Origin of the sequence: Mesobacillus jeotgali, assembly GCF_002874535.1 — a bacterium.
GTDB classification, from domain to species: Bacteria; Bacillota; Bacilli; order Bacillales; family Cytobacillaceae; genus Mesobacillus; species Mesobacillus jeotgali.
The window spans coordinates 4,314,269-4,339,135 of sequence record NZ_CP025025.1 but is presented as its reverse complement, the minus strand read 5'-3'; the positions used below and the strand labels follow the sequence as shown (position 1 = coordinate 4,339,135).

At 45.3% G+C, this 24,867-nt stretch carries 26 protein-coding genes; 18 read left to right on the top strand and 8 right to left on the bottom strand.

Going from position 1 to position 24,867, the window contains the following annotated elements:
- Window positions 1-15: 15 nt before the first annotated feature.
- Both nosZ and CD004_RS21640 read right to left on the bottom strand, forming a co-directional pair.
- Window positions 16-1,887 (bottom strand): Sec-dependent nitrous-oxide reductase, encoded by a 1,872-nt coding sequence (gene nosZ, locus CD004_RS21645; protein WP_102264655.1) that lies wholly within the window; start codon window positions 1,885-1,887, stop codon window positions 16-18.
- A 19-nt stretch (window positions 1,888-1,906) separates the two neighbouring features.
- Window positions 1,907-2,356, bottom strand: coding sequence for a cytochrome C (locus tag CD004_RS21640; RefSeq protein WP_102264654.1), 450 nt, complete (start codon window positions 2,354-2,356; stop codon window positions 1,907-1,909).
- Between the two features lie 228 nt (window positions 2,357-2,584).
- Here CD004_RS21640 and CD004_RS21635 point away from each other — a divergent pair, with 228 nt between their 5' ends.
- The gene (locus tag CD004_RS21635) at window positions 2,585-2,980 is read left to right on the top strand and encodes a hypothetical protein (protein ID WP_102264653.1); all 396 of its coding nucleotides are present in this window, start codon (window positions 2,585-2,587) and stop codon (window positions 2,978-2,980) included.
- A gap of 28 nt (window positions 2,981-3,008) precedes the next feature.
- Here the strand turns inward: CD004_RS21635 and bshB2 are convergent, their stop codons facing one another.
- Both bshB2 and CD004_RS21625 read right to left on the bottom strand, forming a co-directional pair.
- On the bottom strand, window positions 3,009-3,677 hold the full coding sequence (gene bshB2, locus CD004_RS21630; protein WP_102264652.1) for a bacillithiol biosynthesis deacetylase BshB2: 669 nt from the start codon (window positions 3,675-3,677) through the stop codon (window positions 3,009-3,011).
- A gap of 37 nt (window positions 3,678-3,714) precedes the next feature.
- The gene (locus tag CD004_RS21625; protein ID WP_102264651.1) at window positions 3,715-4,062 is read right to left on the bottom strand and encodes a YojF family protein; all 348 of its coding nucleotides are present in this window, start codon (window positions 4,060-4,062) and stop codon (window positions 3,715-3,717) included.
- 270 nt (window positions 4,063-4,332) lie between these two features.
- Here CD004_RS21625 and CD004_RS21620 point away from each other — a divergent pair, with 270 nt between their 5' ends.
- Window positions 4,333-4,689 (top strand): DUF2512 family protein, encoded by a 357-nt coding sequence (locus tag CD004_RS21620; protein ID WP_102264650.1) that lies wholly within the window; start codon window positions 4,333-4,335, stop codon window positions 4,687-4,689.
- Window positions 4,690-4,743: 54 nt separating this feature from the next.
- On the opposite strand, the gene pdxK is transcribed toward CD004_RS21620, so the two are convergent.
- Complete coding sequence (pdxK, locus tag CD004_RS21615) at window positions 4,744-5,568, bottom strand: pyridoxine/pyridoxal/pyridoxamine kinase (protein WP_102264649.1); 825 nt, start codon at window positions 5,566-5,568, stop codon at window positions 4,744-4,746.
- Window positions 5,569-6,124: 556 nt separating this feature from the next.
- Between pdxK and fdhD the strand changes: the two genes are divergently transcribed.
- The 11 genes from fdhD (at window position 6,125) to CD004_RS21560 (ending at window position 18,518) form a co-directional block, all read left to right on the top strand.
- Entirely contained in the window at window positions 6,125-6,919 is a 795-nt protein-coding gene (gene fdhD, locus CD004_RS21610; RefSeq protein ID WP_102264648.1) for a formate dehydrogenase accessory sulfurtransferase FdhD, read from the top strand.
- A 64-nt stretch (window positions 6,920-6,983) separates the two neighbouring features.
- Window positions 6,984-9,959: a formate dehydrogenase-N subunit alpha gene (fdnG, locus tag CD004_RS21605; protein WP_102265203.1), complete on the top strand. Its 2,976-nt coding sequence runs from the start codon at window positions 6,984-6,986 to the stop codon at window positions 9,957-9,959.
- On the top strand, window positions 9,959-10,786 hold the full coding sequence (locus CD004_RS21600) for a 4Fe-4S dicluster domain-containing protein (protein WP_102264647.1): 828 nt from the start codon (window positions 9,959-9,961) through the stop codon (window positions 10,784-10,786). The genes fdnG and CD004_RS21600 overlap by 1 nt, the downstream gene beginning before the upstream one ends.
- Complete coding sequence (locus CD004_RS21595; RefSeq protein ID WP_102264646.1) at window positions 10,779-11,486, top strand: formate dehydrogenase subunit gamma; 708 nt, start codon at window positions 10,779-10,781, stop codon at window positions 11,484-11,486. The genes CD004_RS21600 and CD004_RS21595 overlap by 8 nt, the downstream gene beginning before the upstream one ends.
- Window positions 11,487-11,572: 86 nt before the next feature.
- Window positions 11,573-12,382: a formate dehydrogenase accessory protein FdhE gene (locus CD004_RS21590; protein ID WP_102264645.1), complete on the top strand. Its 810-nt coding sequence runs from the start codon at window positions 11,573-11,575 to the stop codon at window positions 12,380-12,382.
- Window positions 12,383-12,398: 16 nt separating this feature from the next.
- Complete coding sequence (gene mobA, locus CD004_RS21585; RefSeq protein WP_102264644.1) at window positions 12,399-12,998, top strand: molybdenum cofactor guanylyltransferase; 600 nt, start codon at window positions 12,399-12,401, stop codon at window positions 12,996-12,998.
- A 31-nt stretch (window positions 12,999-13,029) separates the two neighbouring features.
- Window positions 13,030-14,262: a molybdopterin molybdotransferase MoeA gene (locus tag CD004_RS21580; protein ID WP_102264643.1), complete on the top strand. Its 1,233-nt coding sequence runs from the start codon at window positions 13,030-13,032 to the stop codon at window positions 14,260-14,262.
- Window positions 14,263-14,275: 13 nt separating this feature from the next.
- Window positions 14,276-16,195, top strand: coding sequence for a molybdopterin biosynthesis protein (locus CD004_RS21575; protein WP_102264642.1), 1,920 nt, complete (start codon window positions 14,276-14,278; stop codon window positions 16,193-16,195).
- 528 nt (window positions 16,196-16,723) lie between these two features.
- On the top strand, window positions 16,724-17,188 hold the full coding sequence (locus tag CD004_RS21570; RefSeq protein WP_102264641.1) for a molybdenum cofactor biosynthesis protein MoaE: 465 nt from the start codon (window positions 16,724-16,726) through the stop codon (window positions 17,186-17,188).
- On the top strand, window positions 17,181-17,414 hold the full coding sequence (gene moaD, locus CD004_RS21565; protein WP_102264640.1) for a molybdopterin converting factor subunit 1: 234 nt from the start codon (window positions 17,181-17,183) through the stop codon (window positions 17,412-17,414). Before CD004_RS21570 ends, moaD begins: the two co-directional genes overlap by 8 nt.
- 84 nt (window positions 17,415-17,498) lie before the next feature.
- Window positions 17,499-18,518 (top strand): thiazole biosynthesis adenylyltransferase ThiF, encoded by a 1,020-nt coding sequence (locus tag CD004_RS21560; protein ID WP_102264639.1) that lies wholly within the window; start codon window positions 17,499-17,501, stop codon window positions 18,516-18,518.
- Window positions 18,519-18,613: 95 nt separating this feature from the next.
- On the opposite strand, the gene CD004_RS21555 is transcribed toward CD004_RS21560, so the two are convergent.
- A complete protein-coding gene (locus tag CD004_RS21555) occupies window positions 18,614-18,940 on the bottom strand; it encodes a YflT domain-containing protein (RefSeq protein WP_102264638.1) in 327 nt (108 codons plus the stop codon).
- Between the two features lie 163 nt (window positions 18,941-19,103).
- On the opposite strand from CD004_RS21555, the gene CD004_RS21550 reads away from it, so the two are divergent.
- From CD004_RS21550 to CD004_RS21540, 3 genes are all read left to right on the top strand, one after another.
- Window positions 19,104-19,784: a uracil-DNA glycosylase gene (locus tag CD004_RS21550; RefSeq protein ID WP_102264637.1), complete on the top strand. Its 681-nt coding sequence runs from the start codon at window positions 19,104-19,106 to the stop codon at window positions 19,782-19,784.
- Window positions 19,785-20,244: 460 nt separating this feature from the next.
- On the top strand, window positions 20,245-20,547 hold the full coding sequence (locus tag CD004_RS21545) for a YwdI family protein (protein WP_102264636.1): 303 nt from the start codon (window positions 20,245-20,247) through the stop codon (window positions 20,545-20,547).
- Between the two features lie 18 nt (window positions 20,548-20,565).
- On the top strand, window positions 20,566-20,937 hold the full coding sequence (locus CD004_RS21540; protein WP_102264635.1) for a DUF423 domain-containing protein: 372 nt from the start codon (window positions 20,566-20,568) through the stop codon (window positions 20,935-20,937).
- Window positions 20,938-21,017: 80 nt separating this feature from the next.
- On the opposite strand, the gene gerQ is transcribed toward CD004_RS21540, so the two are convergent.
- The gene (gene gerQ / locus CD004_RS21535) at window positions 21,018-21,545 is read right to left on the bottom strand and encodes a spore coat protein GerQ (RefSeq protein WP_233434902.1); all 528 of its coding nucleotides are present in this window, start codon (window positions 21,543-21,545) and stop codon (window positions 21,018-21,020) included.
- 238 nt (window positions 21,546-21,783) lie between these two features.
- The gene (gene hemQ / locus CD004_RS21525) at window positions 21,784-22,527 is read right to left on the bottom strand and encodes a hydrogen peroxide-dependent heme synthase (protein WP_102264633.1); all 744 of its coding nucleotides are present in this window, start codon (window positions 22,525-22,527) and stop codon (window positions 21,784-21,786) included.
- Between the two features lie 254 nt (window positions 22,528-22,781).
- Between hemQ and pta the strand changes: the two genes are divergently transcribed.
- Both pta and CD004_RS21515 read left to right on the top strand, forming a co-directional pair.
- Window positions 22,782-23,759, top strand: coding sequence for a phosphate acetyltransferase (gene pta, locus CD004_RS21520; protein WP_102264632.1), 978 nt, complete (start codon window positions 22,782-22,784; stop codon window positions 23,757-23,759).
- 124 nt (window positions 23,760-23,883) lie between these two features.
- Complete coding sequence (locus CD004_RS21515; RefSeq protein WP_102264631.1) at window positions 23,884-24,729, top strand: octanoyl-[GcvH]:protein N-octanoyltransferase; 846 nt, start codon at window positions 23,884-23,886, stop codon at window positions 24,727-24,729.
- Window positions 24,730-24,867 lie beyond the last annotated feature (138 nt).

The window sequence follows — 24,867 nt, the reverse complement described above, 5'->3', positions numbered from 1 at the left end:
AGTTTTGCAATGAAATTACGGTTTTACCAGGAAGTAACCGGTCATTTCCTGGTGCAGTGCTGAGCAGAAGTTCGTACAGTAAATCGGGAATGTCCCTGCTTTATCTGCGGTGAATTCCACTGTATTCGTCTGTCCAGGCTGTACTTCAATATTCAAATCGTAGCCATTGATGGCAAAGCCGTGGGTAATGTCCTGGTCAAAGTCGATATTAGTCAGGTGGATAAAGACTTTATCTCCTTTTTTGACTTCAATTTGATCTGGTCGTTCCGCTTTTGCATCAAAAATGAATTTTGAACGCATGGCAATTCCGTAGACATGGACTTCGTTGCCTTTCCTTTCGATGCGGGTTTCTTCCTGGCTGTAAACTGCGTCAGGGTTCTTTTCATCCTTAGGGTAAACGGTAATCGTTTTGATTTTATCTGCCTTGATCATTTGTGCGTAGTGCGGTTCTGGGTTGACCGGGGCAGACTGGATGACTTCCATTTTGTCGCCGCGCAGGTCGATCAGCTGCATGGATTCAGGGTGGGAAGGGCCCACAGATAGATAGCTGTCTTTTGCAATTTTGTTCAATGCAATGAGGTATTTTCCATCAGGTGCGACTGTATCTCCCTCAGCTGCAACAGAATGTCCAGGTGAGTACTGTACAGGCACCCGGTCCAAAGTTTCACCAGTCTTCGGATCCCATTTCACGATTTCAGATGAGATGAACATCGTTGTGTAAGCCATGCCTTGCTCATCAAATTGAGTATGAAGCGGTCCCAGCGCATTTTCTGGGTTCACTTCTTTTTCCATGACAGACTCGTATTTGATAATTGGAATACCATTCCGCTCTCCAGCGAATTCTTTGTTTTCAATCGCTTTGAACGCTTTTTCAAAAGAGAATACAGTCATAGATGGTGCCAGTTTACCAGAGGCAATAAAGTGCTTTCCATCTGGAGTTACATCGACACCGTGCGGCGATTTGGCTACAGGCACCAGGTACATGCCGCCTTTATGCTTTTCAGGGAAGATCATCTTCTGGCCAGTTACTTCGTCATACTTTCCGTCCTTGACCATTTGCTCAAGCTCTTTCCAGTTGAACAGGACGATAAAGTCGCGGTCTGCCTGGGAAGCGTTGATTTCCAGGTTCGTCGTTGCTTCTTCTGTGTTATAGGTAGTCATGACTGCCCAATCCTTGGATACCTTTTTCCCTGCATCAGATAGGTCATAGGACCATGGCGGAAGGGCAACCTGGTAGGCAATGTTCAATTTTTCCTTTTTCTCGTCAAAAGTAACTGCTGACATGACGCCGCGGTACTTTTCGCTATAGTCGTCAAGCGGTGCATACTCTCTTCCAATCGGCACTGCGAAACGTGTTGGCAGGAACATATATTCAGTGTTTTCCGTAACGAATGCTGCACAGTGCGGACCGCTCGTATTTGGAACATCAATGATATCCTTAACAGTAAACGTTTCAAGGTTCATGACTGCCGCACGGCTGTTGCCGACATCGGTCGCAAACATGTATTTACCGTCGTAATCACCATTGGTTTCTGAAAATGCCGGGTGATGGAGATCGCCCCATGTAAAGCCGCCCATCATTTCTTTTGAGTGTTTATCAAAGCCGTAACCAGTTGCTGAATCTGGGCTGAATACCGGTACGGTCCTGATATGCCTCATGGATGGGACACCATAAATGAACATCTGTCCTGAGTGTCCGCCCGAAGCGAATAAGTAGTACTCATCCTTTTCACCAAAAGGTACATATACTTTTTCCGCATTTGTTTTGTTTTTGCTGCTTTCCGCTATTGCTTCATTTCGGTCTCCAGGAGAAAAATCAGCAAAGAAAACCGTTGCAGCAAGGAGCCCGGTAGCGAGTCCCGTGGCAATTGGAATCCATTTTTTCATCTACTTTGCACCACCTTGTTTATTTTTTTGAGGCTTCCTCAAGAAGTTTTACTACTTCTGAAATTTCTTGTTCAGAAAGTGGATTGCCGCCAATTACACCTGACATGACTGCTGAGGTAGGCTCTTTTAAGAACTGATCGATTGGCTTGCCATGCTTTCCTTCAACATTCTCGAATGCCTTTGATAAATCTGGGCCAGTTGCACCGCCAGTGAGATTTAAAGAAGATACAGAATGGCAGCTAAGGCAGCCCTTGGATGTTAAAATGTTTTCATCTGCGGAAACTGTTTCAGCAGCAGGCTGGTCATCCTTCTCCTCTTGTTTGTTGTCACTCTGCGGTTTAGAAGTGTCTGCTTCTTTGGAAGCGTTTTCAGTAGCTCCATTGCTTCCGCCGATAACATCGAATGCAATGTAACCGAGTCCAAGACCAATCAGAGCGCTAATAATAAAACTGATTAAAGCTTTTTGCATGGACTTCATTACCCCCTTTATTGAATGAATTTCACTAACATCGTAACTTGGAACAAGGTGTAGAAAGTGTGATGCAGTTCACATTACAAGTGGGGATTTGTGAAAGGTATATGAACAGGATGTGTCAAATTTATGAAGTGCTCTAAAGTAATGGGTAGAAGAAGGATATAAGAAATAAAAAGAAGGGTAAAGAAAAAAGAACGACAAAAAGGTTTTTATGGGGTTTTGGTGGAATTTGTCTATGAGCCTCTTTTTTTAAAAAAACAGTGTGAAGCAGGAAGTGGTCGTTTGTTTAAAAAGAAGAAAAGATTAATCCTGATACTGGCTCCATTGCTATTGGTTAGTATCCTTTTCATCTATGATGCAAATTTAGATGTGTATACAACTAATGGTGCTGGCAGTCTGGTTTACAAAAACAAAGAATTTCATACCGGTTATGACACCCATAAGAAGTTTTATTTAAATGGGGAAAGAAACTTTGAGATTGACAAGTTGATTGGCAAAACAGATAATAGCAAGTTTTTTGGATTTAAGGAATCTGTTTGGAGTATTAAGGGTGAATCTTCAAACGAAGTGGTGTTCGTAAAAGGCTTGATGATTGAGGGAGTCTATGAACGAAAATGAAAAACCCACCTAATTAAGGTGGGTTTTATCAGGAAAACTTATATGTCCAGAAGCGTTCATTGTTAATCCAAGCCAACGTTTTTGGGTCCTTTTCCTTCAGTTTATCAGCCATTTCTTCAAGCATCAGCTCAGTCTGGGAGCGGTGTGCACGGATTGCATCAAGCTTGATGTCCGCAACAGCACTTATATCATAAACGATATCCGGCTCGCCAAGCTCTTCGACACAATTTCGTGAGAACGCGACGCAATGAAGCTTCGGCCTGTCTGCCTCGGGGATTTTTTCAACTGCTCGCACTACAGCTGCACCGGTTGCCTCGTGATCCGGGTGGACGGAGTAACCAGGATAGAAGGTGATCACGAGCGAAGGGTTCAATTCTGTGATCAATGATGACATGAGATTGGACAGCATATTCTCATCCTCGAACTCAATCGTCTTGTCACGGAACCCGAGCATGCGCAAATCATTAATGCCCATCGCGCGCGCTGCGTCCTTCAGTTCCTTTTTACGTATTGCAGGGAGGTTTTCCCGGTTTGCGAACGGGGGATTCCCCATATTCCGTCCCATCTGTCCGAGTGTCAAACAAGCGTATGTGACAGGCGTTCCCATGTTAACATGGGAGGCAATTGTTCCGGAAACACCGAATGCCTCATCATCAGGATGAGGGAAAACGACAAGTACATGCCTTTCTTTTTCCATCGTAAAAATCTCTCCTTTCAGCCAGTCCTTGAATAACTTATTCGAACGGTGTTTCGCTTATCTCAAGGGCGACGGCAAGCTTTCCGTTAAAATCATGACCGGCAAGCAACAGTCTTCCTTTATCATCAATTTCGAAGTGTGTGATTCCCTCAGCGTACACCCAGCCAAGAGGTATCTTCAAACCTGTCCGAAATGGACCTTCACCAGTAATCTTCGCGCGTTCATAGGTTACCTTCGCATTGCGGATATACGCGCCTGATGAGAAGAATGACTCGTTGTTGTGGGATGCGTACGCTCCATTAGTTGTTTCTAAATGGATATAGACTTCTCTTTCTTTAAAACGGTCCAGGGCTTCCTGGACTTCTGATAAAATCACGGGATCCATCTTTGTTCCTCCTTCCCGGGCTTAGAAGTTTTCAGTTTATGATAGCCGAATGAATGGCCTGCTATGTTGTAATTCAATAATATCTATATTACTAAAAATTCCTTCTGAAAGCGAAATGTACGCCTGAAAAGAATTTAGTAAGGTTTCTTTCTCATACCTTTACAAAATATTAAGAAATTCTAATTTAAAAAGTGGGCAAAAATGATGATTTTACATAAAGTGTTTAATCAGGAATGTAAATGGAAATAGTGGAGAAAAAGGAGGGAACTTATGAATCACGCAAAGGCAATATTGATAAAAGGCATCATGACATTTGCTGTTCTTCTTCTATTATTGGGTAGTTTTGCAGGGTTAGGCGATATTCTTGTCATCACTCTCGTACTTGGAGCGATTTCCTATCTTGCCGGTGACTTGTTCATTCTTCCTAAAACAAGCAATCTTACCGCTTCACTTGCTGATCTTGCCCTATCATTTTTCGTGATATGGGGACTTGGATTAATGTTGTTCGAGCAGACGGATGGAATTGTTTTTGCAGCTCTTTTTGCCTCAGTATTGATCGCTTCTGGAGAATGGTTCTTTCATAGTTATATGGCAGATCGGGTGCTTCGGATTAATCGGAAGATATAAATAAATGTTTCCATAATAAAAAGGATGGCGGCCGCCATCCTTTTTGTTTTTCATTTATTCTCCGCGGTTGCCGCCTGCGTATTTGTTGTACGCCAGGTGAGCGGTTGGGCCTACGTATTCGTTCAGCCTGAAGCCGTGCTTGATAGCTTCGGTGATGAAGCCTTTAGCCACTTCCAATGCTTCAGGGACTGTTTTGCCTTTTGCCAGCTGTGCAGTGATGGCGGAAGCGAATGTGCAGCCTGCGCCGTGCGTATAGCTTGTTTGGACTTTTTCAGATTCGAAAAGAGTGAAGTCCTTTCCATCATAAAGAAGGTCTACAGCCTTTTCATGGTTCAGCTTGTTTCCGCCCTTGATCATGACGTTCTTCGCGCCTAGATCATGGATTTTCGCCGCTGCTTCCTTCATGTCATCGATTGTACGAATTGGTCCGGTTTGTGCCAGCTGCCATGCTTCGAACAGGTTCGGTGTGACGACTGTTGCTCTTGGCAATAGCAGTTCTCTCATGGCATCTGTGTTTTCAGGCATCAAGACTTCATCTTCCCCTTTACATACCATTACAGGGTCGATTACCACTCTGTCCAATTTATGCTCATCAATTTTGCGTGCAGATAGCTCGATGATCTCAACCGTTCCGAGCATACCTGTTTTCATTGCATCTATTCCAACGGAAAGAATCGTTTCAAGCTGCTTTTCGACGAGCTCAACTGGCTGTGGGAATACTTCATGGTGCCAGTGATTTTTAGGGTCCATAGTCACGACCGTAGTTAGAGCAGTCATTCCATAAACGCCTAGCTCCTGAAAGGTTTTAAGGTCAGCCTGGATGCCAGCGCCGCCGCTTGTATCTGAACCTGCGATTGTTAACACCTTTTTCAAACTCATCTATACTACCTCCATTATAAGAATAGCGACTGCCTTATCAGCACAAGGCATGTCAGCTTCATCACTTTCTTATGATTATACCAATTCTATAGATTTAGACAAAGAATTGATTTGAAGGATGTTCGTATGGATAATATTAACTTTTGACGATTTTGTGGCATTAGGACTTTGGCGTGATGAAAGTTACTGAGGGAAAAAATAAATTCATTTAGGATGGGTATTGTGAAAATTGACCCACTAATAGATTTTTCGTAAGTGGAAAATCTCAACTTAAGGATTTGTAAAGAATTAGACAATTTTCATCTATATTATTGTAACAATTGAAACGGTTACAACCATGTAATTTCCAGTACATTAAAGGCATAGGGGTATTATCCCTTTTTGCATAGTGGAATGTTTTTTTAATATAAGGTTCGTGATTTGAGCCGAATATAGAGTTTTAGCAGCTTGCAAGTTTAAGCCAGTCTTTCAATCCCATCGCACCATTGATGGCCGGAAAGAAGTCGATAGTTGCAGCGGAGCCCGGAGATGAATTACCAGATAAGGGGTGAAGAACATGATCAAGAAAGGCTGTCCTGAAGAATATCCCATCAGCCTGAAGCTGAATGGATATGAGATTGCGGTATTCCAGCTGACAAATCAGGATTTGGAAGACTGGGTATATGGTTACCTTTTTTCAGAAGGTTTGATTGACGGACCGGAGGATGTTGTCAGTGTTCAATTTAGCGAAAAGACCGGAACATTGAATGTGGCATTATGTAATTCCTTTGATCCTGAGCAGATGTTTTCAAAAAAGAAGCATTATACAGCGGGCTGCGGCCGGGGAGTGACTTTCTTTTCGATGACTGATGTCAAAAAGTTCAATAAAGTGAGTTCCGATGAAACCTATTCGCTGACATATTTGTTAAAAAAACGCGCAGAGTTTGCGCAGAATTCGCCGCTGTACCTGGAAACGGGCGGCATGCATGGCGCCTGTATCATCCTTGAGGATGGCAGCATTGAAGTCCGGGAAGATATCGGCAGGCATAATGCTGTCGACAAGATTATCGGCTACGCAATCCGAAAGCGTTTACAGCCTGACCGGCTCGTCCTTTTGACGACCGGCAGGGTTTCATATGAAATGCTGTCAAAAGCTGCTAAATTTGGTTTTGCCGTCATTGGCTCCCGCACTGCGGCTACAAAGCAGGCCATTCAGCTAGCCCGATTCCTGAACATTGAAGTCGTTGGCTACTTGCGTGGGAAAATGGCGACTGTCTATACATCTGCCAAAAGGATTAATGATGATTTAAACCCGCCGGCTGCCTCTGAGGATTTACTTGAAAGGGGGGAAGCCCAGCAAGTACTAAATTGACACCACCTGTGGGATTAGGGATGTTCTAAGCAACTAATGGGAAGGAGAGAGAGAAATGGTTGAAATCAACCTGAATCGCCGGCAGTTCTTGAAGCTGTCAGGAGCCACTGCGGCTACCCTGGCGGTTGTCGAGTTGGGCTTTAACGAAAAAGAGGTCCACGCACAAACGAAAGAACTCAAGATTGCCAAAGCTACTGTTACACCAACCATTTGCGCATTTTGCGGTGTAGGATGCGGCATTTTGGTACACACAAAAGACAATACTGTGGTTTATACGGAAGGGGATCCGGATAGCCCAGTCAACGAAGGCACACTTTGCAGTAAAGGTACAACAATCAGGCAAGTGTACACATCTGAGAAGCGCTTAACGAAACCATTATATCGTGCTCCTGGAAGCAAGAAATGGGAAGAGAAAAGCTGGGACTGGATGTATGAAACAATTGCAAAACGCACAAAGGAAACACGCGACAAAACATTCATTGAAAAAGAAAATGGCATGTTTGTCAATAAAACCGAAGCCATCGCGAGCTTAGGTGGAGCAGCTCTTGATAATGAAGAGACATATCTGCTTGCAAAAATGATGAGAGGGCTTGGCGTCGTATATCTCGAACACCAGGCACGAATATGACATAGTTCTACGGTTGCCGGTCTGGCACCTACAGTAGGACGTGGAGCAATGACTAACCACTGGAGCGATCTGCAAAATACCGATTGTGCATTGATCATGGGCGGGAACCCTGCCGAGAATCATCCAATCTCTTTTAGATGGTTGACAAAAGCGAAAGAAAAGGGCGCTAAAATCGTCTCTGTTGATCCTCGTTTCACGAGAACATCATCAAAGGCTGACGTCTACGCTTCACTTCGTTCAGGATCAGATATTGCATTCATGGGCGGAATGATCAACTATGCATTAGAGAATAACTTGATCCACAGAGAGTATGTTGCTGAATATACGAATGCGTCTTTCATTGTAAAGAAAGACTTTGAGTTTAATGATGGCTTATTCAGCGGGTATGACAAAGCAACCCGCAAGTATGATAAGACGAAATGGGCTTTTGAAACAGACGAGGAAGGGAATCCGAAAAAGGACAAAACCCTGACGCATCCGCGTTCTGTATTCCAATTAATGAGAAAACATTACTCACGCTATGATGTCGACTCAGTTATTGCAGTAACTGGAACACCTAAAGAAGATTACCTAAAGGTTTGTGAAACTTTTTGTTCAACAAGCAAGATAGGAAAATCGGGTACGATCATGTATGCAATGGGCACAACTCAGCATACTGTTGGAACACAAAACGTCCGTGCCTTCGGAATCATCCAGTTGCTGCTTGGCAACATCGGCTTGCCTGGTGGCGGAATCAACGCAATGCGCGGCGAGTCCAATGTACAAGGCTCAACTGACTTTGCTCTTTTATATCACCTGCTTCCAGGGTATGTTGGAACACCAACTGCCATCCCTGAGCATGCAACATTAGAAGGCTACAATACTAAAGAAACACCTTCTGGCGGCTACTGGAGAAACAAACCTAAGTTCCTTGTCAGTTTGCTGAAGGCCTGGTATGGCCCGAATGCTACCAAAGCTAACGAATTTGGTTATCAGTACCTTCCAAAAGGAAACAAGAACTACTCTCATATCAATTTGTTCAACGCTATGTATAAAGGCGAACTGGAAGGTGCGTTCTTATTTGGAACAAACCCTGTAGTCGGCGGCCCGAATGCAGGCAAGGAAAAAGAAGCACTGTCCAACCTTAAATGGATGGTTGCAGTTGACCTATGGGAGACCGAAACATCTGCTTTCTGGCAAGAGGAAGCTGGCAGTGACCCATCCGAGATCGACACAGAAGTATTCCTTCTTCCGGCAGCAGGCTCCTATGAAAAAGAGGGCAGTGTATCCAACTCTTCACGCTGGATGCAGTATCGCTGGAAGGCAATCGATCCAAAAGGAGAATCTCTGGCAGATTTGGAAATCATCCATATGCTGGTCAAGAATATCAAAGGCCTTTATAAGAATGAAAGTTCTGCTGCAGCTAAGCCAATTAATGCACTGTACTGGAACTATGGTGAAGGCCACCATCCGGATATCGATCTTGTATGTAAGGAAATCAATGGATATGACCTTACTACAGGCAAGCTTTTGAAGGGCTTTGGCGACCTTAAGGATGACGGTACAACAAGTTCAGGTAACTGGATTTATTCAGGCTTCTATCCAGAAGAAGGAAAGAACCGTGCTAAAAACCGTGATAACAAGGACACTGGCGGCGGCAACTTCCTGAACTGGGCATTTGCATGGCCTGCAAACCGCAGGATCCTTTACAATCGTGCATCTGCTGATCCAAGCGGAAAGCCATGGAGCGACAAGAAAGCAGTCATCTGGTGGGATGAAAGCCAGAAGAAATGGACTGGAAATGACATTCCTGACTTCAAGCCAACAGTTGCACCAGCGGATCCAGGCGGAACGAATCCATTCATCATGATCAACGGCGGTGTCGCAGGAGTCTATGCACCAACACTGAATGACGGACCGTTCCCTGAACATTATGAGCCATATGAAAGCCCGGTTAAAAATGCTTTCTCAAGCCAGGAAATCAACCCTGCTATCGCGATCATCGAAGGCGATTTCAACCTGAAGGGTGACAGCAAGAAGTATCCGATCGTCGGTACGACTTACAGGGTATCTGAGCACTGGCAGTCCGGTTCGATGACACGTAACCAGGAATGGCTATCCGAACTGGCAGGCCATATGTATATTGAAATGAGTGAAGAATTAGCGAAGGAAAAAGGCATCAAGAACAAAGATAAGATCATTGTCAGCTCTGCCCGTGGCGATATCAAAGCCTATGCAATGGTGACAAAACGATTCAAGCCACACATGATGAATGGCAAGAAGGTTCATCAAGTCGGCATGCCTTGGCACTTTGGCTATAAAGGATACGCAACAGGGGACACAGCAAACCGCTTAACACCTCATATCGGGGACGCAAACACGACGATCCCTGAATATAAGGCTTTCCTCTGTGATATAAGGAGGGCTGACTAATGGCGGAATATACTAAATACGTCGATGTGACTAAATGTGACGGCTGCCGTGCATGTATGGTCGCCTGTAAAAACTGGAACGACCTCCCTGCTGAGCCGGAGAAGTTCCAGGGCAGCGTCCAATCTCACGCTAATGTAACAGCAAACACCTGGAACGTGCTGTCATTTATTGAACACGAAGATTCTAAAGGCAATTTGGATTACCTTTTCCGCCATTCCTCTTGCTTCCATTGCTCAGAGGCGGCTTGCGTAAAAGTTTGCCCTGAAGAAGCCATGCACTATACTGATTTTGGAACTGTAAATGTAGATAGTGATAAATGCGTAGGCTGCGGCTACTGCGTTCAGAACTGTCCATTTGATGTTGTTCAGTTGGCAACATATAAAGACAAGAACGGCAAGGAGTACAAGAAGGCACAGAAATGCACAATGTGCGTCGATCGTCTTGAAGAAGGCATGCAGCCTGCTTGTGTCACTACCTGCCATACTGACGCTATGGAATTTGGGACACAAGAAGAAATGCTTAAGAAGGCTGAAAAGCGCCTGAGCGAAATCAAGGATAAGTATCCTAACGCAATGATCTACAACCCAGAAGGAGTCGGCGGCACGCACACGATTTACGTACTTGCTGAAAAACCTTCTGTCTATGGACTTCCTGAAAAACCAAAAGTTCCAACATCTGCTGTGGTCTGGAAGGACTACGCACAGCCAATCGGCAAGATGATGCTTGGAGCAACAAGCATGGCACTTGTAGGTGCTTTCGTGTCCAATAAGTTATTCAATAAAGAAGGAAAAGGCCATGAAGAGGATGGGGGTGGCAGCCATGAGTAATACGCAGTATTCAGGTGTAAAGGTAAAGCGATTTTCGAAAGGCTTTGTAATCGCGCATGCTGTGAACGCCATTTCATTCTTTGCACTGTACATCACGGCCCTGCCAATGTATACAGAATGGTTTGACTGGCTTTATCCAGTATTGGGCGGACCAGAAGGAGCGCGCCTGCTGCACAGGATTTTCGCGATTGCCTTCATTACGCCGACGTTCATCTGGCTGATCATGGATCCTAAGGGCTTCCTGCGCTGGGGAAAAGAACTTGTTACTTGGAAGAAGAGAGATATACAGTTTTTCACTGAGTTCGTTAAAGAACTATTTGGCTTTAAGTTCAAGCATGTAAAACAAACCTTCTTCAACGCTGGTGAAAAAATAAATTCAATCATCCAGATCCTGACTGCGATCCTGATCATCGGTTCGGGCTTCCCAATGTGGTTCCCAGACCTGTTCCCGAAAGCAGTTGTCCAATGGGCATATGTAGCTCATAACGTCGGCTTCGGCCTGGCGATTGCAGTAGTGGTCGGGCATATCTACCTGAGTGTCATCCACAAAAATTCAAGACCAGGGTACACTGGCGTCATCACGGGTGAAGTTCCGGCAGAGTGGGCAAAGGATCACTATACAGAATGGTACGAAGAAGAAGTCAAGAAGGGCAATTTCCCTGACCTTGATAAAGACAAGAACAAGAAAAAAGGCGCGTAAAACGATCAATAGAGGGAATGGCTGCCCGGACCGGGCTCCATTCCCTTCAAAATTTAGAATATTAGAATGAAAGAGGGGCTACAGCAATGAAAAAGTCCGTTGTCTCAAAAGAATATCAGAAATTGCAGAAAGATATCATAGAGTTGCAGGAGCAATGGAAGACTTCACTGGATCCTGACTGTGTCCGGCCAAACCTTGATAAAGCGGCAATGGAGGCGGGAGTGCCTGTCACTGCTTTAGCGGCAATTGACTTTGATATTTCCCTATTCTTACAGTGGATAGAGGATATAGGTGCTCTTTTATCGAAGTATCAACCAGAGATTGAAACCTCGATGCAATCTTTAAAAAATCTACTAGATGAAGAGACAGCAAAGAGATGGATTGATGAAGCATTTGCTTTCAACTATATTTATTTTGCTAGTTTCGCTGAGGAAAATGATCTGGATGGCTGGATTCCGCAATTCGTGGCAGAGACAGTTCTTCGTCCATATCTCCAGCTGACCGCGGTTAAGGTTCAGGATGAAATTCATCACGGTGTCCATGGCGCTGGCTGCCCTGTGTGCGGAGAACCTGTACGCCTTGCCCAGCTTGAAGGAGAAGGAAAGAAAGTATTGCACTGCCCGCGTTGTTCGGCTCACTGGAATGACCGCCGCGTAGCCTGCTCACACTGTGGAAATAACGATCATGAAACAGTGAAGATCCTGACAATCGAAGGCGAATCTGCGGCACAAATCCAGATTTGTGAAGAATGCAAAGGATATACAAAAGTAATTGATACAAGACAATATATTGTAAAGCCAACACCAGCAATGCTCGACCTGAACACTATCCACCTGGACTTTGTTGCCCAGGAGCATGGATATAAATCCGCTGGGGAAACAAAACAGACTAACTAAAAGAAGGTGCTGTGGGATGAAAGCCGGAGCGATCATTTTATCAGGCGGCAAATCTAGCAGGATGGGAACGAACAAGGCTCTCCTGAAATTTCGGGAAAAAACGAATATTGAGAGAATTAAGGATGAGTTACAGCACGTATTTGATGATATAATTCTAGTAACGAATGATCCTGAAACCTATCAGTTTTTAAATATTAAAATGGTAACAGACCAGTATCCGGGTTCTGGTCCACTCGCAGGAATCCATGCGGGACTAGAGGAATCAGACTATGAGGAAAATTTCGTTGTAGCCTGTGACATGCCATTTGTATCATCAGAGCTAGCTTCAAGCCTTGTAAAAGCGCTTAAACACCACGATGCAGTTGTACCGGTCAGTGAAGGCAGACAGCATCCGCTTTTTGCGGCATATCAAAAACGGGTAGCAAGAGAAGCTAAGGAATGCATTGAAGACGGAAATTTGAGGATCAAGCATATGCTTGAAAAACTGAATGTCCGCTTTCTCGATGAGGCAGATCTGCAGCTCTATTTCGAGGGCAGCCTTGATCGGGTATTTTTCAATATGAACCATCCCGAGGAATATGAAGATGCAAAGAAATGGGCGGAATCCGGAGAATAGTTTTCAGGTGCTAGAAAGGATGTAAGTCAGCATGCAATTTTTCAAAGTGAAAACGGTTGAGGAGACCTTTGCATTAATTGATGAGAAAATTGGCAAGATCACGGATACTGAAATCCGTCCTCTTGATGAGGCGCTTCACTACATCCTTGCAGAGGATGTCACTGCAGGTGAGAATGTACCTGGTTTTGACCGGTCGACCGTCGATGGCTATGCCGTCATCGCCCGTGACACATACGGTTCATCTGAATCGATGCCAGGCTTCCTGAATGTCGCCGGCGAGGTCCATATGGGAGAAGAAGCGGTCAAGCCAGTAGGCAGGGGCGAGGCAATATACGTACCGACAGGCGGAATGCTGCCACCAGGAAGTGACAGCGTGCTGATGATCGAGCATTGCGAGGAAATCGGCGGACTGTTGAATACGTACAAGCAAATCGCACCAGGCGAGAATGTCATCAGAAAAGGAGAAGACATCAAGGCAGGGGAAGTCCTTTTATCCGAAGGGGCAAGATTGCGGCCGCAGGAGCTTGGAGCACTGGCGGCACTTGGTGTTTCTGAGGTTAAAGTCTACCGAAAGCTGAAGGCTGCATACCTTTCTTCAGGGGACGAAATCGTTCCTTTTGAAACGAAAACACTTGAAACAGGCCAGATTCGTGATATCAATTACTTGACCGTCAAGGGACTGGTCAATGAGTGGGATATCGAATTTATATACGGCGGAATCACCCGTGATGATTACCAGGAATTCGCCCAAAAAGCCCGCGATTTGTATGAACAGGCTGACTGCTTGATTTTATCAGGAGGAAGCTCAGTCGGCACGAAGGATTATACGACGGAGGTCATCCAGTCACTTGGAGATCCAGGCGTCTTTGTCCATGGAATTTCCATCAAGCCCGGGAAGCCGACAATCCTCGCTGTTGCAGATGGAAAGCCGGTCATTGGACTTCCGGGACATCCAGCATCCGCAATGATCATCTTCAAGCTGTTTGGCGAACGGGTTTTCAGGAGGCTGAAGGGTGAAAAGATCGAGCATAAGCCCGAGCGAATTTTTGCCAGGATTGTTAAAAATATTGCATCCTCACCAGGAAGATCCGATTATATCAGGGTAAGACTTGAGGAAAAGGATGGAGAATGGTGGGCCGAGCCGATCATTGGCAAGTCAGGCCTGATCACGACATTGGTAAAAAGCGATGGAATAGTCGAGATTGTTTCTGAAAAAGAAGGAATTTCACAAGGCGAATACGTTCCAGTAATTTTGACGAGATAGGGGGAGCCGCATCATGGATAAAATACGCTATAACCGAAAAATTTATCTTGAGGACAAGCCGCGCAAAAAAGCCAGGAATGAAGTGCTGGCCGCGTTCGACCTGCCTCAGGAAAAAGAGTGGATCACGGCTGCCGGCGCCCTTGGCCGAATTACTGCTGAACCTGTCTTCGCCAATGTTTCAATGCCTTTTTACCATGCATCCGCGATGGACGGGATTGCCGTGAACGCCGAGGATACTTATGAAGCACATGAACAGCGTCCGCTCCATTTGAAAATGGGTGAACAGTTCGAATATGTTGATACCGGGAATGCGATCCCCCCTCAATATAATGCGGTGATTATGGTGGAAAACATCCAGGTCATCGATGATGAGACGATTGAAATCATCGAGCCGGCAACACCATGGCAGCATATCCGTCCGATTGGCGAGGATATCGTCCAGGAAGAAATGCTGTTCACACAGGGACATCAATTGCGTCCAGCTGACCTCGGGGCACTCCTTGCGGCGCAGGTTACAGAGGTACCCGTCGTCAAAAAGCCGCTTGTGACCATCATCCCGACCGGAAATGAACTTGTAAGCGCGGATTCTTCACTGTCAACAGGCAGGATCATTGAATTCAATGGAACGGTTTTTAGCAATTATGTAGAAGATTGGGGCGGACAGCCATACCTGCATCCAATCGTGAAGGATGAACCTGAAAAAATCAGGGAAGCACTGCTGGAAGCTGTGGAGACATCTGATATTGTCGTCATCAACGCCGGGTCATCAGCTGGTTCAAAGGATTATACAGTTCATATTCTTGAGGAGCTTGGCACTGTTTTTACCCATGGTGTCGCAACAAGGCCGGGTAAGCCAGTCATACTCGGGAAAATTAAAGATAAGGTAGTCGTCGGTGTACCGGGCTACCCAGTTTCCGCGTACATGGCACTGGAGTGGTTTGTAAGGCCGCTCGTTTGTAAATATCTAGGAATACCAGAACCAGAAAGGCCAAAGCTCGAGGTAAAGCTTGGCCGCAGGATCGTCTCCACGATGGGGGCGGAGGACTTTGTCCGAATGAATATCGGCTATGTGGATGGACAATTTGTCGCCAACCCGCTGACACGCGCGGCGGGCGTCACCATGTCACTTGTACGTGCGGATGGTTTGCTCGTCGTACCGCCAGAGGAGCTAGGATATGAACAAGGAGACATTGTCATGGTCGAGCTGTACAGGCCTGTCGAAGAGATCAAGAACGCAATCGTCTTCAGCGGCAGCCATGATCTGACGATTGACCTGCTGTCCTCCCAGCTCAAAAGGCAGCGAACCGACATGAAAATTGTTTCTTCCCATGTTGGCAGCATGGCCGGATTAATGGCAATCAGGAAAGGGGAAGCCCATGTAGCGGGCATTCATTTGCTAGACCCGGAGACAAAAGAATATAATGTTACCTACGTAAAGAAATTCCTTGCAGGGCAAGACGCAGTCTTATATCCATTTTTAAAAAGAACCCAGGGCTGGCTGCTTCCAAAAGGCAATCCACTTGGAATTCAGAACGTCAGCGATATTGCCGAAAAAAGCGCAGATTATGCCAACAGGCAAAAGGGCGCCGGCACACGCATATTGTTTGATTTATTGTTAAAAGAAGCAGGTTTGAGTGCAGACGATGTAAACGGCTATGACCGTGAAATGTTCTCGCATCTAAGCGTCGCCGCAGAGGTAAAGGGAAATGACAACGCAGCAGGACTCGGAATCTTCCCGGCAGCCAGGGCGATGGGCCTTGACTTCATCCCGGTCTCTGATGAAAACTACGATTTACTGATGACAAAGGCATTTTTCGAAAGCGAAAAGGGTATCTGGTTAAGGAACGTGATCCAATCTGAAGCCTTCAAAGCCGAAGTCGCCAAAATCGGCGGCTATGCAGTCGTCGAGAATCCAGAGCCGGTTTATTTTTAAGATATTGATGACTTTGGAGAGACCTTTAAGAAAGAAAACCAGTTAAAGAGTGGTTGAAGTGACCGATAGAAAGGCTCTAACGGACAAATCGGAGTCAGAACCCGGTGAAAGTGACCGATAGAAGGGTTCTAACGGACAAACCGGTGGCAGAATTCGAGAAAAGTGACCGATAGAAGAGCTCTAACGGACAAACCGGAGGCAGAAACCGAGAAAAGTGACCGATAGAAGGGCTCTAACGGACAAACCGGTGAGAGAAACCGATGGAAGTGTCCGATAGAAGGGCTCTAACGGACAAACCGGAGGCAGAAACTGAGAAAAGTGTCCGATACAAGGGCTCTAATGGACAAACCGGTGGCAGAAACCGAGAAAAGTGACCGATAGAAGGGTTCTAACGGACAAACCGGTGGCAGAATCCGGAGAAAGTGACCGATAGAAGGGCTTTAACGGACAAAACCGGGACAGAACCTGAGAAAAGTGTCCATAAAAAAATTAAATCCTGATCCGGATCAGTTTATTGAGGTGATTTTGATGAATTATGAAATAGCGAAAGATCCAATCAACGTTCAATCCGTCATTGATAAAGTGGTCCAGCGTGAAGCGGGAGCAATTACTACTTTCATTGGCACTGTCCGTGAATTGACAAAGGGCAAAAAAACCCTTTACCTTATATATGAAGCATACGAACCGATGGCAGTGAAAAAGCTGGAGCAAATCGGCACGGAAATCCAGGAGCGCTGGAATGGTGCTGAGGTTGCGATTACGCACCGCGTCGGCAAACTTGACATCACGGATATCGCCGTGGTGATCGCTGTATCCACGCCACACCGCAACGATGCATATGAAGCAAATCGTTATGCAATCGAGCGCATTAAAGAAATCGTCCCAATCTGGAAAAAAGAGCATTGGGAAGATGGCGAGGAATGGATCGGCAATCAATTAGAAACTGTCTCATATCCGACAGGGAAACCGGAGGAGAAGGATCTCAATGAATAAAATATTATTCTTTGCACATCTACGAGATGAAGCAGGCCATGAATCAGTTGAAATCGAAGCAGCTGGTAAAACGGTTGCCGAGCTAAAAGAAATCGTTGCTGAAAAGTACGGCGTCCAAAAGCTCGATACTTCAATGACAGCAATCAACGAAGAATTTTCATCAAATGATGAAGTCATTAAAGAAGGAGATACAATCGCCTTCATTCCGCCTGTATCTGGCGGTTGATCAGTTATAGATATTACAGCGCCCCGATCCGTTGACTTTAAGGTCGATGCGATCTGGGCGTTTGTTTTACAAGGAGGGCTAACTATGTCAGAAAGATATTCACGTCAAACGCTGTTTCCTCCAATTGGCAAGGCCGGGCAGGAGAAAATCCGCAGCAAGCATGTGCTGATGATTGGTGCCGGGGCACTCGGTTCAGGCAATGCTGAGCTGTTGGTCAGGGCAGGTGTTGGCCGACTGACGATTGTGGACCGTGATTATGTTGAAGCGAGCAATTTGCAGCGACAGCAATTATATACAGAGGAAGATGTAGCTGAGAAGCTTCCAAAGGCCGCTGCGGCAGAAAAAAGACTCCGAGCGATCAACTCTGATGTTGAAATCAGTGCCCATATTGCCGACGCTACTCCTGAAAAATTGGCACAGCTAGTCGATGGAGTCGACCTCATCATCGATGCAACGGATAATTTTGAAACGCGGATGGCTATTAACGATATTTCACAAAAAAACAAGATTCCATGGATCTATGGTGCCTGCGTTGGCAGCTTTGGGATGAGTTTTTCCATCATTCCTGGTCAAACGCCATGTCTGAACTGTCTGCTAAAAACTGTTCCGCTTCAAGGGATGACTTGTGATACAGGAGGCATTATCGGTCCTGCTGTACAGATGGTCATTGCCCATCAGGGAGCGGAAGCACTGAAAGTCCTCGTGGAAGACTGGGATGCGGTGCGGACTTCATTCGTCAGCTTTGATTTATGGCGAAACCAGTACAGCAGCATGAAAATGTCCAAGGCAAAGGATCCAGGGTGCCTGAGCTGTGGTGAACATCCTGAATACCCTTATTTAGACGTTGAAAACATGACCAAGACGACAGTTCTATGCGGACGTGATACCGTTCAAATCAGGCCGCCAAAACAGCAGCAGCTTAACCTGCAGGAAACAGCTGAAAAAATGAGGGATTTAGGCTATCAGGTTAAAGGGAATCCATATCTAGTATCAGTGGACATGGATGACAACAGAATGGTCATTTTCCAGGATGGACGCGCACTTATTCATGGAACAAAGGATTTGGCCCAGGCTCGAAGCATTTATCAGAGGTTTTTCGGATAATGATTTTTACACGCGCAAACCCCCTGCCAAATCAGCAGGGGGTTTCTATATAAACGATCTCTATGGATCGGTTATGACTGTGCATTCATAGTGGATTATTTCTCGTCAGAGGCAACTAGCACAAGACGGCCTTTATCCAGTTCCATTTCATACTTCTCAGCCTCTTGTTTTGAAAGACCGAGGGATTCAAACTTATTGCGAAGCTCATCACCGCGGGATTTGAACATATTTCCGATGGAATCAAAGAACCCTTGCTCCTTGAAGCCCATGCCGCCTGTTTCAGTAGCATCAGTCAAGTGCTCACTGCGGTCTTCATCATGCGCAAAAATATAAATGTTTTCTTTGCCGAAGCCTGAAGCTTCAAGAGAGTTGATTTTTTCTGTAGCTTGTACACCGTTTTCTACTACTTCTACTTTCATCATAGTATCTTCCTCCTTAAAGTTTTTTCCTATACTAGTTTTGGGAAGCTTTTTTAGCCTTCACCGTCTACACTATTTATATAACCGGTTTAAGCTTTATTAAACCTACTGGGAATTGTTCACAAAAGAAAGGGTATTTTGATAGAAATGAAGGGAGCTGGTCACGATGGCACTATTGAATAATGACTGGGAGTCTCTGTTGGCAGAGGAATTTGAAAAAGCATACTATCTGGATTTGAGGGTATTTTTAATAGAAGAATATCGCACCAGGACAATCTTTCCGGAAAAAGATGATATCTTTAATGCTTTGAGGTTCACCGATTATGAGGATGTCAAGGTCGTGATTCTCGGACAGGATCCTTACCATGGCCAGGGACAGGCTCATGGTTTGAGCTTTTCAGTAAAACCTGGTGTTAAGATTCCGCCTTCGCTTCGGAACATCTTTAAGGAGCTGAATGCTGACCTTGGCTATGAAGTTCCAGATAACGGTTATTTAAAAAAATGGGCTGAGCAGGGTGTGCTTCTTTTAAATACTGTCCTAACAGTAAGAGAAGGGGAAGCCAATTCACACAAAGGAAAAGGGTGGGAACATTTTACCGATAAAGTGATTACCCTGTTGAACGAGCGCGAGAAGCCGGTGATATTCATCCTCTGGGGCAAGCCGGCCCAAAGTAAACTAAAATTGATCGACGAGGACAAACATAAAATCATCATGTCTGTCCATCCAAGCCCGCTCTCGGCAAGAAGAGGCTTCTTCGGCAGCAAGCCATTTTCTAAAGTAAATGAACTGCTGAGGGAACAGGGAGAACAGGAGATTGACTGGCAAATCGAAAAACTGGAAGGTTAGGGACTCCCTCTTTATAAGTCAAATATAAACGGGCAATTGTAACCCTCATACAAATTTTGCAAGTCCTGTTGATTGGAGTGGAAGGCGCGTAGACTCCTGCGGGATCAGCTGGACAGGTGAGACCCCGCAGACGCCAACGGCGACGAGGAGGCTCACCGCCAGCCCCGCGGAAAGCGAAGCGCTTGGAACGCAAATCAACAGCCCGTGTATCCTCCATACTAAAAAAGAAGTTTGTCTACAGTCAGAGCCCCGAGAACTAGGGCTCTTTTATATGCAAAAAACGACATGTTCCACGTGGAACTTACATGATTTTTTCACAATGATGGTTTCAAAACAACAATGCTTGCGCCTGGCATAAATCCTAAAGTCGAAAAAACATGTGAATTGTTGTAGAATGGAACGGTACAACCATCACATGATTCGTAGGATATACATATTAACACCCTATGGAGGTGAGTCGATGAATATTTCACTGCAAAAATTATTATTGAAAATGGAAGAAGAAATAAAGTGGGCGAAATCTGCAGAGTCGGAGGCAGTAAAGCGGGAAAAGATCCACTCGATTAAAACGCTTTGCGAGCTCGTCCTTGATGAAACGCCTGGCGTAGCTCCTTTTACACAGACAGCACAGCAATTTGTTTCATCACAGTCAAGCCTTCCTCAGCAGCAGATGCCGGTTAATCAACCGTCACCAATGATTCCGCAGCCTAAGAAGCTGGAGATGGAAGATAACGCAAACGGAGACTCGCTCTTCGATTTCTAATTTTAAGAGGTGAAAGTGATGAAGTTATTTATATTGATTGGAGCCATCAATGCTTTTCTGGCAGTTGGGCTTGGAGCATTTGGTGCCCATGGGCTTGAAGGCAAGGTTGAGCCGAAATATTTAGAAACCTGGAAAACAGGCGTTACATATCAGATGTTCCATGCAACCGGAATTTTGATCATTGGAGTTCTTTTAGGAAAGCTTCCCGCAAGTGCTCTTCTATCCTGGTCAGGCTGGCTGATGTTGATTGGGATCGTGTTATTTTCCGGCAGCCTGTATGTTTTGAGTGTGACAAAAATCAGCATTCTTGGAGCAATCACCCCACTTGGCGGAGTTGCCTTCCTTGCAGCCTGGGTATTGTTGATGATTGCTGCTGTGAAGTACTTGTAATAGGCGCAGGTTCGAAATTGTATTGCAAGCAACAAAGATGAAAAGGAGCACGCCGTTTTGGCGTGCTCCTTTTAGCTTCATTACCTTGGTGGATAAGCAGTCAATCCAGCTCCGCCGCCGAATGGATAATCGTATTCAATTTCTTCATCGAATGTGACGTAATCAAGATAAATCATAGGCATTAAAATTCGCTTTCCTGTTTGCGGATCACTGAGTATCAGGTGATCTCTTCCAGCGGCTTCGATGATTCCCTGAAAAATTTTAGCATTCCATTCAGTGTTGTTTTCAAAAGTCGCATAGACGGTAGCGAGCTTGCCTTTATTCAGGCGAAGGATATTTTCAATATAGGATGCTTCAATTGGGAGCATTCCCGGGACTTGGGCACCAGCGACTGCCCCTGGCATAGCACCGCCAGGCATGGAAACACCAGGAAAAGCACCACCAGACTGAGCAGGGAAGGGAGTTGCTTGTGGGTATCCCGCTTGCCCCATCTGTCCCATCTGCGTCATCTGGCCTTGAACACTTGCCTGATCTTCTTTGCCGCTATACGGCTGGTACATTTGTGGATATGTTCTGTAGTTATAATAGGGATTATTGTATTGAGTCATTGTATAGCCTCCTTAATAGTATTTTTCCTTTCCTTCAAATTCACCTTTATTTATGTAAATGGTGAAATTGAGCTTTACAGGTTGGGAGTACAAGTAAAATGAATCCTCACTATTCAATACATATGAGAAAAGCTTGATTTTATGACTCGAACATTTTAATACATAACTCTTTTCAATAGGTAATTTCATTGCCATAAAACAAAAAAATCCCCAGGCAAATGCCTGGGGATTTCAATTATTATACGTTCAAGAATGAGGATACGCGGTCTTCTTCAAGCAGGTTTCCTACGAAGAATGAACCGAATTCGCCATAGCGGGCGCTGACTTCGTCAAAGCGCATTTCATATACTAGCTTCTTGAATTGAAGGACATCGTCTGCGAACAGGGTTACGCCCCACTCGTAGTCGTCGAAGCCTACAGAGCCTGTGATGATTTGCTTGACCTTGCCAGCATATTGGCGGCCGATCATTCCATGGCTGCGCATCATGTTGCGGCGGTCTTCCATCGGAAGCATGTACCAGTTGTCTTCACCCTGGCGGCGCTTGTCCATTGGATAGAAGCAAACGTACTTAGCCTTTGGAAGCTCAGGATAAAGGCGTGCAAGGATTTGTGGATTCTGGTATGGATCTTCACCAGCTGGCAGGTAGTTGCTCAGCTCGACAACAGAGACATAAGAATGAGCAGGGATTGTGTATTCAGCAAGCTTTGACTTATTGAATTCTGTCTCGATTTCATTCAGTTCTTCCATTGTTGGGCGCAGGATCATCATCATGAAATCAGCTTTTTGGCCAACGATTGTATATAGTGCATGGCTTCCTTGCTTTTCTGCCTGTGTCTTGTTCCATTTTTCAACAAGACCAAGGAATTCCTGGATGATCTCCTGGCGCTCTTCTGCCGGTAGCATCTTCCAGGTTGTCCAATCTACAGTGCGGAAATCATGAAGGGCATACCAGCCATCTAAAGTTTGTGCTGCTTCAGTCATTTTATATCACTCCTAAAAATCATCAATATACCAATATCATATCATAGTTTCTCCATTCATCATGCTTATAAAACCCTGATTGTTTATACTGTGGGGAAAAAGGATATTTTGTTAAAGATTGCAAATAGTAAAAGGGGCAGGATAACATGCTTGAAAATTTACAATAAAAAGACTTCAAGGTTGTAAACGATAACATTCTTGAATTTTAAGGTTGGTAAAGTATGCTAGAGGTATAGATAAAAGGAGGAGTCAGCATGAGTGATTTATTTGAAGGCTTAAAAGCCAAATTAAGCGGACAAAATTTACGGATCGTGTTTCCGGAAGGCCTCGACGAACGGATTTTAGCAGCGGCTGGCAGACTGGCTGCAGACGGTGTATTAACACCTATTTTAGTGGGTAACATTGAACAGATTCAGGCGAAAGCAGCCGATATGGATGTATCGCTTGAAGCGGTTGAAATCTACGACCCTGTAAATTTCGCGATGATGGATGAGCTTGTCGCTGCATTTGTTGAAAGACGTAAAGGAAAAGCGACTGAAGAGCAAGCGCGCAAAATTTTGCTTGATGAAAATTACTTCGGAACAATGCTTGTGTACTCAAACAAAGCAGATGGGCTTGTAAGCGGCGCAGCTCACTCCACTGCGGATACGGTAAGACCTGCATTGCAGATCATCAAGACGAAGGAAGGCGTGCGCAAGACTTCTGGAGTCTTCATTATGGTGCGTGAAGATGAGAAGTATGTCTTCGCTGACTGTGCGATCAACATCGCGCCAGACAGCCAGGACCTTGCCGAAATCGCGGTGGAAAGTGCAAAGACAGCAAGAATGTTCGACGTCGAGCCGCGCGTGGCTATGCTAAGCTTTTCTACAAAAGGTTCAGCTGTGTCTCCTGAGACGGAAAGAGTATCAAAAGCAGTCGAAGAAGCAAAACTTCGTGATCCACTATTGATCGTTGACGGAGAGTTCCAATTCGACGCAGCCTTCGTTCCATCTGTTGCTGAAAAGAAAGCTCCGGATTCAGTGATCATGGGCAATGCGAATGTATTCGTATTCCCTAGCCTTGAGGCAGGCAATATCGGCTATAAAATTGCTCAGCGCTTAGGCGGATTTGAAGCAGTTGGCCCAATTTTACAAGGCTTGAACCGCCCGGTAAACGACCTGTCCCGCGGCTGCAGCGAGGAAGATGTGTACAAGCTGGCGTTGATTACAGCAGCTCAGGCACTTAGCAAGTAAAATACATCATTCAAGCCGGTCGGATTTTTCGATCGGCTTTTTTTATGAATACAAATTAAGCCGATTCTCCCCCATATGCTATAATATCAACGATAAAGCTACAGAAAGAAAAGAGGAAATCACGATGGATGAGGCGCTCAATTTATTGCGTCAGGATAAATGGAGATTGATCGACCAGTCGGTGCTCGGTGCACACTTTCATGCTCTTCAATCATTCGGCACTGATGATACATTATGCGAATCGGTCGGCAAAGGCCAGTCCCCGGCTACCGCAAGAGCATGGGTTCACCATGACACGGTCGTCCTCGGTATCCAGGATACACGTCTCCCGCATCTCCAGGAAGGACTGGCTTATCTCGAAGAGCAGGGCTATCAGTATATTGTCCGCAACTCTGGGGGACTTGCAGTTGTGCTCGATGAAGGGGTCCTGAATTTATCTCTCATCTTGCCTGAGAAGGAAAAAGGGATCGATATCAACCGCGGCTATGATGCTATGTGGCTATTGATTAAGGAAATGTTTGCTGATTTTAATAAAGATATAGAGGCAAGGGAGATTTCTGCTTCCTATTGTCCGGGAAGCTATGATTTAAGCATTGACGGGAAAAAATTTGCCGGAATCTCGCAGCGCCGCCTGAAAAAAGGGGTCGCCGTGCAAATCTATCTTTGTGTGACTGGGAGTGGAAGTCAGAGAGCGGAATTGATCCGTGAGTTTTATGCCACTTCTAAAAAAGGTGAACAGACAAAATTCATCTATCCGGATGTCCAGCCAGAAGTCATGGCCTCGCTTTCCGAACTATTTGGTGTCGAAATGACGATTCAGGATGTGATGCTGAGGTTTTTGAAATTCCTGAACGCCAACAGCGATGAGCTGGTATCAGGCTACCTGGATGGCCATGAGATTGAACTGTTTGATCACTACTACAACCGGGTCATTGAGCGGAATGAGAAATTCCTTGAGCCAAAGGAGTAGCTAGCCCAATTCATAATAAAATATAAAAGCCGGAAAACCAATGTTTTCCGGCTTATTTTAGGCTCTTTTGAGACCTTTCACAATTGAAATTTACAAGTTCCTAATTTAAAAGTCTCATAAGAGCTTAAGAGGGGGCTG